Raw genomic sequence first — 12775 nt, forward strand, 5'->3', positions numbered from 1 at the left:
GTGAAGGGCGGCATCATGGTGAGCATCGAGGTACAGAGCGCCTACGTCGATTTCCCGATCTTCGACGCCAAGACCCGGTCACTCAAGAAACAGGTGCTCGGCAAGGTCGGCGGCAAGATCGGCACCGACGCGAAAGTCCCGATCATCGAGGCCCTGCGGGACATCTCGCTCTCCTTGAGCGACGGCGACCGAGTCGGCCTGGTCGGCCACAACGGCGCCGGGAAGTCCACTCTCCTGCGCCTGCTGTCCGGAATCTACGAACCGACCAGGGGCAGCACGCGGGTCGTCGGCAGGATCGCGCCGGTGTTCGATCTCGGCGTGGGACTGGACCCCGAGGTCTCGGGGCACGAAAACATCCTGATCCGGGGCCTGTTCCTCGGCATGTCCCGCAAGCAGATGGCGAAACGCGTCGACGACATCGCGGAGTTCACCGAACTCGGCGACTACCTGCACCTTCCCCTGCGCACCTACTCCGCAGGCATGCGGGTGCGGCTCGCGCTCGGCGTGGTGACCACCATCGACCCCGAGATCCTCATCCTCGACGAGGGGCTCGGCGCGATCGACGCCGCGTTCCTCGCCAAGGCACGCGAACGACTGGTCGACCTCGCCCGCCGCTCCGGCGTACTGGTGTTCGCCTCGCACTCCGACGAACTGCTGCGGGAGCTGTGTACCACCGCCCTTTGGCTGGACGAGGGCCGGATCCGCGCGCACGGATCACTGGACGAGGTTCTCGCGACCTATCACGGCATTCAGAGGAAGATCTTGACCAGCTGATCCTGCCCGTCCGGATCCCGCAGCACGACCTGTTTGCCCGCACGGATTTCCGCGTCGACGAACTCGTAGATCAGCAACGCGCGATTGACCAGGTCGACCTTCTTCAACCCGGTGCGCGCCTGCAGTTTGCCCAGCGCGTCGACCGCCTCGGCGATCAGCGCGACATTGACGCGATCGACCACCGCGGGGCGGCCGGTCGCGGTCTCCTCGACCGATGGCATACCCGCTCCCTTCCCCTGCGGCTGCACGCCGCACACCTCATCGTGTCACAGACAGCGCAGGTTCACCACATTTTTGGCAGCGAATATGTGCGCTACGGTTGCCGCGCGACTGTGATCGGCGCTACAGTTCTCGTACCGGCTTCGCGGTACAGCAACAAACCTCGTACAGGCCCGTCCCCATGCGGCGGGTATCACCATCGAAGGTTCGGCCACGGCCTTCACGTATGAGGTGCCCGAAGAGAACCGGACGACCGCGAGTTGAAGGGGAATCGTCCGGTTCCGGCAGCCCAGAGATCGGCTGCCCCAGTGGTCCCCAGCTTGACGCGCCAACCAGGGCTCGCCTGTCTGGGCAAGAAAGGGCACGACGCATGGGTGCCGAAATCGACGGCGTGGACGACACGGCGTCAGAAGAGATGACGAGCTGGGAAGGGACACCGACCCGGCTCGCGCGCGTCAGGATCGAGACGTCGGAGTTGAAGGCGGAAGCGGCGGTGCCCGCGAGCCAGGCACACCGGCTGCTCACCACGATCCTCGACACGCTGGTGGTGCTCGGAGTCGTTCTCGGCCCGACGCTGACGTTGCAGGTGGTTCCGGCCGCCTTCCCGACGTGGGCGGCGGCCGGGACGATCGCGGGTCAGCTCGCCATGCTGGCGCTCGTCGCGAGGTCCGTCCACCGCCGGGAAGAAACCGGCCCGCTGCCGACGGACTGAGGCGGGACGGGTTGAGCAGCGGCTGCGGGAGCGCCTGCCTCGAAAGGCGTTCCCTCAGCCGCTGCTCAACCGCTTCGCCGCGCGTATCCGTCCAGTTCTGCCCGTGAGAACGAAAGCTCCTCCGCGTCCACGGCGCCGCAGTCCAAGCCACGCAACAAGAAACTCGCCAGAGCCTGCGCGGTCGCAGGCTCGTCCAGGACGCCGCGGCCGGTTTGGTCCGCGTAGTCCCTCAAACGCCCCAGCGCCGCCGGGAATCCCTCGCGGAAGAACGCGTACGTCGCGGCGAACCGGGTCGGCAGCTGATGCGGATGCAGATCCCAGCCCTGGTAGAAGCCGTTTTCCAGGGAGCGCCGCACCAGCCGCAGGTGTTCGCGCCAGGCCGGGAGGATCGCGTCGCCGACGGGCAGTTTGTTCGTCGAGCCGTCCGAAAGCCGGACGCCGGTCCCCGCGGCCGAAACCTGCATGAGCTGTTTGGCGAAGTCCGCGGCCGGATGCTCCATGCTCTGGTACTCGGCGCCGATGCCGAGACCGGCGCTGTAGTCGTACGTCCCGTAGTGCAGTCCCGAACACCGGCCGCGCGCGGCCTGGATGATCCGCGGCACCGCCACCGTCCCGTCGATGTCCACAATGGACTGCGCCGTCTCGATCTGGACCTCGAACCGCAAGGCCCCGTCAGCCAGGCCGTACGCGGATTCCAGGCGCTCCAGGACATCCGCCGCCACTTCGACCTGCTCGACGGCGGTCACCTTCGGCAGCGTGACGACGAAACCGTCCGGCAGCGGCGCGCTTTCCAGCAGACCGGCCAGGAAGAGGTCGAGAGTGCGGATGCCGCGGCGCCGGGTCGCCTGCTCGAAGCTCTTGAACCGGATGCCGACGAACGGCGTCCCGCCCGTGACGGCGAGGGTCCGCCCCGCGGCGAGCGCGGTGGCGTCCTCCTCGTCGTCGCCCGGCCTGCCGAGGCCGTCTTCGAAGTCGATCCGCAGATCCTCGATCGGCTCCGTCAGGAGTTTGGTCCTGACCCGATCGGCGATGTCCGCGTCCAGGCCCAGCTGATCGGCGTGTTCGCCGAAGACCCGCAGGGCCTGTTTGCCCCAGTCCGCCACGAGCCGCGTCTTGTACTTCGACGCGGGCACGTACACGGTGTGCACGGGCTGGCGGCCGGGCGGCTCGCCGGGATACTCGGCCGCGACGCGCGCGTCCGCCTCGGCGAGGCGCGCGTCAGCGGCGGTGTAGACGTCCTCGGTGAGCCGCCCGTTCCCCATTTGTCTACTTGATCCGTTCGTAGGCGGGCAGGGTCAGGAAGTCCGGGAACTCGTCGGCGAGCGCGACCTGCTCGAACAGCTCGACGGCGGGCTCCAGCAGCTCCGGCTTGATCTCGGCGGCGAGTTCGCCGCGGACCTCGGCCAGCACACCGCGCACGAGTTCTTCGGTCACCTTGTCACCGGTGTCGAGCTGCGTGCCGTTGCGCACCCACTGCCACACCTGCGAACGCGAGATCTCCGCGGTGGCCGCGTCCTCCATCAGGTTGTGGATGGCGGCGGCGCCGTTCCCGCTCAGCCAGGAGGCGATGTAGCGGATGCCGACGTCGACGGCGGCACGCAGACCGGCAGCGGTGGCGCCACCCGGCGTCGAAGCCGCGTCGAGGAGCTGATCGGCGGTGACGGACACCTCGTCGCGGGTGCGGTCGAGCTGGTTCGGCTTGTCGCCGAGGACCTTGTCGAACTCCTCGCGGCAGATGTCCACCATGCCGGGGTGCGCGACCCAGGAGCCGTCGAAGCCATCGCCTGCCTCGCGGCTCTTGTCCGCGCGGACCTTGTCGAGCGCGGCGGCGGTGACTTCCGGATCCTTGCGGTTCGGGATGAACGCGGCCATGCCGCCGATGGCGAACGCGCCGCGCTTGTGGCAGGTGCGCACCAGCAGTTCGGTGTACGCGCGCATGAACGGCGCGGTCATGGTGACCGAGTTGCGGTCCGGCAGCACGAACTTCTCGCCCGCGTCACGGAAATACTTGATGACACTGAACAGGTAGTCCCAGCGGCCTGCGTTCAGGCCGGAGGCGTGCTCGCGCAGTTCGTAGAGGATCTCGTCCATCTCGAACGCGGCCGGGATGGTCTCGATCAGCACGGTCGCGCGGACGGTGCCGTGCTCGATGCCGAGCGTCTTCTCCGAGTGGGTGAAGACGTCGTTCCAGAGCCGCGCTTCGAGGTGGTTCTCCATCTTCGGCAGGTAGAAGTACGGGCCCTTGCCGCGGCTGAGCAGTTCCTTCGCGTTGTGGAAGAAGTAAAGCCCGAAGTCGACCAGCGCGCCGACAGCCTGGCGCCCGCCGAAGGACAGGCCACGCTCGTCGAGGTGCCAGCCGCGCGGGCGGACGACGATGGTCGCGTGCTCGACGTCGTCCTTCAGCGCGTAGCTCTTGCCGCCGCTTTCCAGCGTGATGGTCCCGCGGACGGCGTCGGACAGGTTGACCTGGCCGGAGACGACGTTCGCCCAGTGCGGCGTGTTGGCGTCCTCGAGGTCGGCGAGCCAGACCTTGGCGCCGGAGTTCAGCGCGTTGATGGTCATCTTGCGGTCGGTCGGACCGGTGATCTCGACGCGGCGATCGCGCAGCGCGGGCGGGGCCTCGGCCACCTTCCAGTCGCCCTCGCGGACCTGCGCGGTCTCGGGCAGGAAGTCGAGCTTGCCGGTGGTCCTGGCCTCCTCACGGCGCTTGCTCCTGGCCTGCAGCAGCTCGTCGCGGCGGGCGGCGAAAGCCTCGTGCAGGCCGGCGAGGAAGGCGAGCGCCTCCGGCGTGAGGATTTCGTCCCCGCGCTCGACCGGATCGCCGAGCACCTGAGCTTCAGACATGAGTAACACCCCGAGTTCGGATAAATAACGTCCCTACGGTTTTACATGACGGACTATAGTTTCTGCATAGCGGAACATCAACGCCGACGTAAGGAGTACCACGGTGGCAGCGGAGAAGAACGGGCGCGATGGCGGCGTCCAGTCACTTCAGCGAGCCTTCGAGCTCCTCGAGCATCTCGCGGACACCGGCGGCGAGGCCAGCCTCTCGGAGCTGGCGACCCTGTCCGGGCTGCCGATGCCGACCATCCACCGGCTGATCAGGACGCTGGTGGACCTGGGTTACGTCCGGCAGAACACCAACCGCCGGTACGCGCTGGGCGCGCGGCTCATCCGGCTGGGTGAGAACGCCAGCATGCAGTTCGGCTCGTGGGCGCGGCCGCTGCTCGCGGAGCTGGTCGACGAGGTCGGCGAGACCGCGAACCTCGCCGTCCTGGAACGGGACGAGGTCGTCTACGTCGCCCAGGTGCCGTCGAAGCACTCGATGCGGATGTTCACCGAGGTCGGGCGCCGTCTCCTGCCGCACGGCACCGGCGTGGGAAAGGCGATGCTCGCGCACCTGCCGTCCGACGACGTCACGGCGCTGCTGGTCAGGACCGGCATGCCCGCGTACACCGAGCACACCTTCACCGACCAGGACGCGCTTCTGCGTGAGCTGGCGAGGATCGCCCAGCAGGGTTATGCGCTCGACGAAGCCGAGCAGGAACTGGGCGTCCGCTGCGTGGCCGTCGCGGTCCCCGGCGCGCCGGTGCCGGCGGCGGTCTCGGTGTCCGGGCCTTCGGGACGGCTCACGATGGAGGCCGTCGAGCGGATCGCGCCCGTCGTCCAGCGGATCGCGACCTCGCTCGGCTCCACCCTTTCGCGTGACGGGGTCACCGTTTGAGCCTGGTCTCCAAACCGTCGAGCATCCTGTCCAGCCCGTAGCGGAACTTCTCGTCGCGAAGCCGCTCCGGGTCGGCCTCACTGTCGTCGTGGACGAGCCGTTCCCGCTGGTGCGGATGCTCTTGTGCCGCCGCCTCGACGGCCGGCCGCAAGCGCTCCGCCCACTCGCGTTCGCTCTGGCCGCTCTTCGCGACGATGGTGAGCCAGGCCGCCTCGCTCGTCCCCATGCCGATGACGTAGGAGATGACCGCGCTGATCGCCTGCTCCGCTTCGTCGCCGGGAAAGCCCGCGGTCACGAAAACGGCCAGCAGCCGCTCGTTGAGCCGCATGACGTTCGGCCCGAGGTAGGACAGGCCCACCGAGCCGAGCAGTGAAGCGACCCAGGGGTGCCGCAGGATCATCGCGCGGACACTCTGCGCCCCGACGACGGCCGCCTCGCGCCACCGCGCCGGATCGTCACCGTCCGGCACGGTGATCTCGCCGTAGACCTCGTCGACGACCAGCTCGATCAGCTCGTCACGGTTGGCCACATGCCGGTAGAGCGAGGTCGCGCCCGCGTTCAGCGCGGTGCCCAGCCTGCGCATGCTCAGCGCGTCCACACCTTCGACGTCCAGGAGCCGGACCGCCTCGCCGACGATCTGCGCCTGGCTCAGCGCGGGCTGATCCCGTTTGCGACGGGGACGGGTCCACACCGACTGGATCGGCTGCTCCTCGGTTGTCATGCGCCCACTCTAGCGCACGACGTGCCCCATTGCGAACGCTGTCACGTTCTGCGTACAGTGTGCGCATTAGTAGAACAACGTACGCAACCGCCTCTGGGGGTAGTCAAATGAACGAGACGCCGACGCGTGACCCGCGCCGCTGGTGGATCCTGATCGTGCTGTGCCTGAGCACGCTCGTGCTGGTCGTGGACAACATGGTGCTGACGGTCGCCGTGCCGCCGCTGGCCGAAGACCTCAAGGCGAGCGCCCAGGACACGCAGTGGATCCTGGACTCCTACATCCTGGTGTTCGCCGGCCTGCTGCTCACCTCGGGAAGTCTCGGGGACCGGTTCGGCCGCCGGAAGGTGATGATCATCGGCCTGCTCCTGTTCGGGGTGGCCTCACTCGTCGCCGCGCTGGCCTCGAATCCCCTGGAACTGATCCTGTCCCGCGCGGCGATGGGCGTCGGCGGCGCGCTGATCATGCCGAGCACCCTGTCCATCCTGATCACCGTCTTCGACGACGCCGAACGCCGGAAGGCGATGGCGGCGTGGAGCGCGGTCGCGATGCTCGGCCTGATCGGCGGCCCGGTACTGGGCGGCGTGCTGATCGCGTGGTTCTGGTGGGGCGCGGTGTTCCTGATCAACGTGCCGATCGTCGTCATCGCCGTGCTCGCCGCGCTCACCCTGATGCCGGAATCCCGTGGCCCGTGGCAGAAGCCCGACCCGCTCGGCACGATCCTGTCCGCGACCGGCATGGTCGCGCTGGTCTGGACGATCATCGAACTGCCCAAGCACGGCATCGCCGAAGCAGGCACCCTGGTCCCGCTGGCGATCGCGGTGGTGAGCCTGACCGGCTTCGTTTTCTGGGAACGGCACACGCCGTCGCCGATGGTCCCGCTCAAGCTGTTCCGCAAGCGCAACTTCAGCGGCGGCAGCCTCTCGCTCACGCTGGTGCAGATCGGCAACGGCGGGCTGCTGCTGCTCCTGACCCAGTACCTGCAGTTCGTGCTCGGCTACACCCCGACCCAAGCGGGCTTGGCGTTCATCCCGATGGCCGTCGCGTCGCTGCTCTGCAACACCCTCGGCGCCACACTGGGCCAGAAGATCGGGAACCGCGCGCTGGCCACGGCCGGGATGACCGTGATGGCCGCCGGATTCGGCCTGCTCGGGACTCTGTCGACGACTTCGGGCTTCCTGCTGACGGCGATCGCGCTGTTCCTGCTCGGCGCAGGCGGCGGGCTGGCGATGCCCGCGGCGATCTCGGCGCTGATGGGCGAGGTCCCTCAGGAGCAGGCCGGTGTCGGCTCCGCGCTCAACGACACCATCCAGCAGCTGGGCGCCGCGCTCGGCATCGCGATCCTGGGCAGCGTCGTGTCCAGCCTGTTCACCGCGCACATGCCCGACTCCGCACCGGCTCAGGCGCGGCTTTCGATCGGCGACGCCTTCGCCACCGGTGACAGCGGAGTCATCGCGGCGGCCCGCGAGTCGTTCACCTCGGCGATGTCGACGACGTTCGTCGTGAGCGCGGCCGGGGTGCTGGTGGCGGCGGTGGTCGCGTTCGTGGTGATGCGGGACAAGCAGGCGGAACCTGCGCTCGTCAGTTGCTGAGCAGGGCTTCGACGAAGGCGCCGGGCTCGAACGGGGCCAGGTCGTCCGGCCCTTCGCCGAGGCCGACCAGCTTGACCGGCACCCCGAGCTCACGCTGCACCTGGAAGACGATGCCGCCCTTCGCGGTGCCGTCCAGTTTGGTCAGCACGATGCCGGTGACGTCGATGACCTCGGAGAACACGCGGGCCTGCATCAGCCCGTTCTGCCCGGTGGTGGCGTCGAGCACCAGCAGCACCTCGTCGACCTTCGCCTGCTTCTCGACGACTCGTTTGACCTTGCCCAGCTCGTCCATCAGGCCGGTCTTGGTGTGCAGGCGGCCGGCGGTGTCGACCAGGACGGCGTCCACCCCCGCCTCGGTGCCGCGTTTGACGGCGTCGAAGGCGACCGCCGCTGGGTCCGCGCCTTCCTTGCCGCGGACGACCTCCGCGCCCACCCGCTCGGCCCAGGTCTGCAGCTGGTCCGCGGCGGCGGCGCGGAAGGTGTCGGCCGCGCCGAGCACGACGGTGCTCCCCTGTGCGACGAGCACCCGTGCGAGCTTGCCGGTGGTGGTGGTCTTGCCGGTGCCGTTGACCCCGGCGACCAGCACGACGGCGGGCTGCTTCACGCCGTCGACGGTGTGCGGCAGGGCGCGGACGGCCCGGACGGCGTCGGTCGACAGGGCGGCGGTCAGCACCTCCTGCAAGACCGCGCGTGCCTCCTCGGAGGTCCGCACGGCGCGGCGCTTCAGCTCCTCACGAAGGCGCTCGACGATCTCGGTGGTCGTGGCGGCGCCCAAGTCCGCCATGAGCAGCGTGTCTTCGACGTCCTGCCAGGAGTCCTCGTCCAGGTCACCGGCGCCCAGCAGGCCGAGCAGGCTCTGCCCGAACACCGAACGGGATTTGCCCAGCCTGCCGCGCAGCCGCTCGAGTCGTCCGGACGCCGGGGCGATCTCCTCGGCGGGCGCGGCTTCCTCGGCCGGTTCGGGAAGTTCGACGTCGCGCACCGTGCGCTGCGCGGAATCCCTCGGCACCGACGCGTCGTCCCCGACGGCGGGCTGGCCGTCGGTCTCCGGGCGATCCTCGACCGGATGTTCCGGCTCGTCGGCCTCTTCGGTCTTCTCGCCGCCCGGAGCGAGCGCGATCCCGCCCGCCGCGGTGTAGCCGCCACCCTTCGGCTTCTCGCGTTCGACGGCGGCGGCAGCCTTGGACTCGTCCAGGCTGATCCGGCGGCGGCGCGCGATGAGGAGCCCGGCCACCAGAACGGCGACCAGTACCACGACGGCAACGACAACGATCCAGAACCAGGGGGTGCTCGACACGGCGCCAATCCTCGCATCCGCGCACGGCACGACGTAGACGCCCCACGGGAAGGAAGCCGATCTTGTCAGACACCCACTGGATAGGACTCATTTCGGACAAGAAGAAACAGTCTCGCTTGCGCGTTCTCCGGAACGAGCGCTAGACCACTTCGAATGACAGTTTTCTCCGGCTCTGGGGTCCGGATGATCGGGCTCATCTCCGGCACGTCGATCGACGGGATCGACGTGGCGGCCGCCGAACTGCGCGCCGACGGCGACACGGTGGTGCTGTCCCCGCTCGGCAAACTCGAAATCCCGTATCCCGAAGCGCTCCGCGAGGCCCTGCTCGGCGCCCTGCCGCCGAATCCGTGCAGCGCCGAACAGCTCACGAAACTCGACACCCTGGTGGGACAGGCTTTCGGCGAGGCTGCCGCGCGCGGCGTCGAGGAACTGGCAGGCGGCAAAGCGGACGTCGTCGCCTCGCTGGGCCAGACGGTGTTCCACTGGGTGGAGGACGGGACCGCTCGCGGCACGCTGCAACTGGGGAACCCGGCGTGGATCGCCGAGCGCACCGGACTGCCGGTGGTGGCGGACCTGCGCGTGCGCGACGTCGCCGCCGGCGGGCACGGCGCGCCGCTCGCCAGCACCCTGGACGCGTTGTGGCTACGGGACATGGCCGCGCTCGGCCCGGTCGCGGCGCTCAACATCGGCGGGATCGCGAACATCACCGTCGTCCCCGCCGACGGTGATGTGCTCGCCTACGACACCGGCCCCGGCAACGCGCTGATGGACATCGCCGCGCACCGCGTCACCGGCAGGCGTGCCGACATCGACGGCGAGCTGGCCCTGCGCGGCGCCGTCCGGTCCGACCTGCTGGCGAAACTGCTGCTGGACCCGTATTACGCGGCCGCGCCACCAAAATCCACCGGCAAGGAACTGTTTCACGGCGCGTACCTCGACGAGGCGCTCGACGGACTCCCGCCGGTCGGCGCGGAAGACCTCCTGGCGACCCTGACCGAACTGACCGCGGTGACGATCGCCGCGGAATGCCGTCGCCACGACGTCACCACGGTGATCGTCTCCGGCGGCGGCGCCGACAACCCGGCGCTGATGGCCGCGCTCGACAGGAACCTGTCCGATACCGCACTGAAAACCAGTGACGACCACGGGCTGCCACGCGCGGGCAAAGAGGCATACCTGACCATTCTGCTCGGCTGGCTCACCTGGTCCGGTGTCACGGGGAACCTCCCGTCGGCGACCGGCGCCAGGGGCGATCGGCTGCTCGGCAACATCACCCCTGGTGCGGGTCCCCTGCGGCTTCCCGCCCCGCATACCTCAACCGTGACCCGGCTACGGGTGGCGGCGACGACCGGCGAGCGATAGGAGATACGGATGCGCGCACTTGACCTCGCGATCATCGGGCTTTTTCTGGTCGGTATGCCCCTATTGGGCGTCTGGATCGGCGGAAAACAGAAGTCAGGCTCCGACTACTTCGTCGGCGAAGGCAAGATCTCCTGGTGGGTGGCCTGCCTTTCGGTGGTTTCCGCGGAGACGTCCACCCTCACCGTGCTTTCCGTGCCGACGGTGGCCTACATCGCCACCCCCGGCGACGGCGGGATGACGTACCTGGCCTTGGCGATCGGGTACATCCTCGGCCGGATCGTGGTGTCGATGGTGCTGCTGCCGCGCTATGTGGCGGGCAACCTGGTCACCGCGTACGCCTTCCTGGGCAAACGGTTCGGCAGCGGGCTGCAGGGCACCGCGTCGGTGACCTTCCTGCTCACCCGGACACTCGCCGACGGGATCCGGCTGTTCGCCACCGCGATCCCGATCAAGGTGGTGATGGCGGCCTACGGCCTGAACGTCTCGTACTGGACCATCGTGGTCGGGCTCGGTATCGCGATGGTGCTCTACAGCTTCTTCGGCGGGGTCCGCGCGGTCGTCTGGGTCGACGCGATCCAGATGCTCTGGTACATCCTCGGCGCGGTCGTGGTGATCTGGGTGATCGCCGGCAGGCTTCCGGACGGCTGGTTCGGAAAAGCCTTCGACGCCAACAAGTTCCAGATCCTCGACCTCTCTTCGAACATGCTCACCGGGCAGTACGCGCTCCTCACCGCGGTGATCGGTGGCGCGGTGCTCTCGATGGCGTCACACGGCTCGGACCAGCTGATCGTGCAGCGCCTGCAGGCCACCAACGACCTGCGCGCCGCGCGGAAGGCCTTGATCGCCAGCGGTTTCGTGGTGTTCATCCAGTTCGCGCTGTTCCTGTTCATCGGCGTGCTGCTGTGGGCGCTGTACAACGGCCTCGCCCCGACCAAGCCGAAGCCGGAAGGGCTCGGGCTGGCCAACAAGGACGAGCTGTTCGCGAACTTCATCGTGAACGACCTGCCGAGCGGGCTTTCGGGCTTCGTGATCGCCGGGATCCTGGCCGCCGCACTGAGTTCGTCGCTCGGCGCGCTGGCGTCGTCGACAGTGACCGACGTCTACGAACGGGTGATCGGCCGGGAGCTGCCGGAAGCGGACCGGCTGCGGCACGGCCGGATCTGGACGATCGTCTGGGCGGGCGCGCTGATCCTGTGCGCGGGGTTCTTCGCCTCGTCCAACAAGACCTCGGCCGACCCGATCGTGGTGCAGGCGCTCGGCATCACCGGCTACACCTACGGCGCGCTGCTCGGCGCGTTCCTCTTGGGTCTGCTGATCAAGCGGGCCAGGCAGGCGGACGCGATCGTGGCGTTCGTGGCGACGGTGATCGTGATGGCCTTCATCATCCTCGGCGTCAAGTTCAACAAACCGGACGGCAGCCTGATCGGTATCGACTTCGGCAAGGCGTCGGGGAACACGGTGGCACTGGCCTGGCCCTGGTACACGTTGTGCGGCGTGGTGATCACGCTCGTGGTGGGCGGACTGCTCTCGCTGCGGCACAGCACGCCGGATCCGCTCACCGAAGAGGTGAGCAAAGAACCGGAACCCGTTTGATCACAACGGTTTCTGACTATATGTGACCTGCGTCACAGTCATGAACAAGCCTCTGGTCATCTCCGTGTCGGCGATGGGACCCGCCGGCACACGGCGGGCTGAGGAGAGGCGAAATCATGAAGCGAACGACCGTGGCCATCGCCGTCGGCGCACTGCTGATCGGCGGTGGCACGACCGCCTACGCCGCGACGAGCACCGGCGTGCCGGACGCGATCAAAGTGCCGGAAGGGAACAAGCGGATCGCCACCTACCTGGGCGAGGGCGTACAGATCTACGGCTGCGCCAACGGGGCGTGGGCGCTGATCCAGCCCGCCGCGACGCTCAGCCACCGCGGGCGGACGATCGCGCTGCACAGCAAGGGTCCGGTGTGGACGTCCACTGTGGACGGCAGCACGGTCGGGGCGGCGGCCGTCCCCGGTGCGTCGAACCCGCGGCCGAACGCGGTGCCGGAACTGCTGCTGAAGGCGAATCTGAACAGCGGTGACGGGATCTTCGGCAAGGTCACCTATGTCCAGCGGCTCGACACCCACGGCGGACTCGCTCCGGCGGGCACCTGCGCGAACGGCGCGCAGACGGCCGTCCGGTACTCGGCCGACTACGCCTTCTGGGTCGCGAAGTAGTCGGTGACGGAGGCTCGGAAGCGTCGCGAAAGCCACTTTCGGGACGTCAGGTGTCCCGAAAGTGGCTTTCGCGACATCGACGGACGCAAGCGGGCGGGCTGGTGGAAGGCGGTGTTGCGAAAGCCACTTTCGCAACATCCGAGGCCGACATGCACGCGAGTGAG

Annotated in this window: 12 protein-coding genes; 7 read left to right on the forward strand and 5 right to left on the reverse strand. The window is 68.5% G+C overall.

Features of this window, described 5'->3' with window-relative positions:
- Window positions 1–15 precede the first annotated feature (15 nt).
- Window positions 16–774, forward strand: coding sequence for a galactan export ABC transporter ATP-binding subunit Wzt/RfbE (wzt, locus tag AMYAL_RS0107160; RefSeq protein ID WP_039795344.1), 759 nt, complete (start codon window positions 16–18; stop codon window positions 772–774).
- On the opposite strand, the gene AMYAL_RS0107165 is transcribed toward wzt, so the two are convergent.
- Window positions 750–995, reverse strand: coding sequence for a hypothetical protein (locus AMYAL_RS0107165; protein ID WP_020630630.1), 246 nt, complete (start codon window positions 993–995; stop codon window positions 750–752). The genes wzt and AMYAL_RS0107165 overlap by 25 nt on opposite strands.
- A 368-nt stretch (window positions 996–1363) precedes the next feature.
- Between AMYAL_RS0107165 and AMYAL_RS0107170 the strand changes: the two genes are divergently transcribed.
- The gene (locus AMYAL_RS0107170) at window positions 1364–1705 is read left to right on the forward strand and encodes a hypothetical protein (protein WP_020630631.1); all 342 of its coding nucleotides are present in this window, start codon (window positions 1364–1366) and stop codon (window positions 1703–1705) included.
- 65 nt (window positions 1706–1770) lie between these two features.
- Here AMYAL_RS0107170 and AMYAL_RS0107175 read toward each other — a convergent pair whose 3' ends face one another.
- Both AMYAL_RS0107175 and aceB read right to left on the reverse strand, forming a co-directional pair.
- Entirely contained in the window at window positions 1771–2967 is a 1197-nt protein-coding gene (locus AMYAL_RS0107175) for a DUF6986 family protein (RefSeq protein ID WP_020630632.1), read from the reverse strand.
- Between the two features lie 4 nt (window positions 2968–2971).
- Entirely contained in the window at window positions 2972–4549 is a 1578-nt protein-coding gene (aceB, locus tag AMYAL_RS0107180; protein ID WP_026466824.1) for a malate synthase A, read from the reverse strand.
- 103 nt (window positions 4550–4652) lie between these two features.
- Between aceB and AMYAL_RS0107185 the strand changes: the two genes are divergently transcribed.
- The gene (locus AMYAL_RS0107185) at window positions 4653–5429 is read left to right on the forward strand and encodes an IclR family transcriptional regulator (protein ID WP_020630634.1); all 777 of its coding nucleotides are present in this window, start codon (window positions 4653–4655) and stop codon (window positions 5427–5429) included.
- On the opposite strand, the gene AMYAL_RS0107190 is transcribed toward AMYAL_RS0107185, so the two are convergent.
- Window positions 5419–6150, reverse strand: a complete 732-nt coding sequence (locus AMYAL_RS0107190) for a TetR/AcrR family transcriptional regulator C-terminal domain-containing protein (protein ID WP_020630635.1) — start codon at window positions 6148–6150, stop codon at window positions 5419–5421. The genes AMYAL_RS0107185 and AMYAL_RS0107190 overlap by 11 nt on opposite strands.
- A gap of 107 nt (window positions 6151–6257) precedes the next feature.
- On the opposite strand from AMYAL_RS0107190, the gene AMYAL_RS0107195 reads away from it, so the two are divergent.
- Entirely contained in the window at window positions 6258–7739 is a 1482-nt protein-coding gene (locus tag AMYAL_RS0107195; RefSeq protein WP_020630636.1) for an MFS transporter, read from the forward strand.
- On the opposite strand, the gene ftsY is transcribed toward AMYAL_RS0107195, so the two are convergent.
- A complete protein-coding gene (gene ftsY / locus AMYAL_RS0107200; protein WP_020630637.1) occupies window positions 7729–9036 on the reverse strand; it encodes a signal recognition particle-docking protein FtsY in 1308 nt (435 codons plus the stop codon). The genes AMYAL_RS0107195 and ftsY overlap by 11 nt on opposite strands.
- 153 nt (window positions 9037–9189) lie before the next feature.
- On the opposite strand from ftsY, the gene AMYAL_RS0107205 reads away from it, so the two are divergent.
- From AMYAL_RS0107205 to AMYAL_RS0107215, 3 genes are all read left to right on the forward strand, one after another.
- Window positions 9190–10398 (forward strand): anhydro-N-acetylmuramic acid kinase, encoded by a 1209-nt coding sequence (locus AMYAL_RS0107205; RefSeq protein WP_026466825.1) that lies wholly within the window; start codon window positions 9190–9192, stop codon window positions 10396–10398.
- Window positions 10399–10407: 9 nt separating this feature from the next.
- The gene (locus AMYAL_RS0107210) at window positions 10408–11991 is read left to right on the forward strand and encodes a sodium:solute symporter (RefSeq protein WP_020630639.1); all 1584 of its coding nucleotides are present in this window, start codon (window positions 10408–10410) and stop codon (window positions 11989–11991) included.
- Window positions 11992–12107: 116 nt separating this feature from the next.
- On the forward strand, window positions 12108–12611 hold the full coding sequence (locus AMYAL_RS0107215) for a DUF3455 domain-containing protein (protein WP_020630640.1): 504 nt from the start codon (window positions 12108–12110) through the stop codon (window positions 12609–12611).
- Window positions 12612–12775: the final 164 nt, after the last annotated feature.

It is taken from the genome of Amycolatopsis alba DSM 44262 (genome assembly GCF_000384215.1).
GTDB lineage: Bacteria > Actinomycetota > Actinomycetes > Mycobacteriales > Pseudonocardiaceae > Amycolatopsis > Amycolatopsis alba.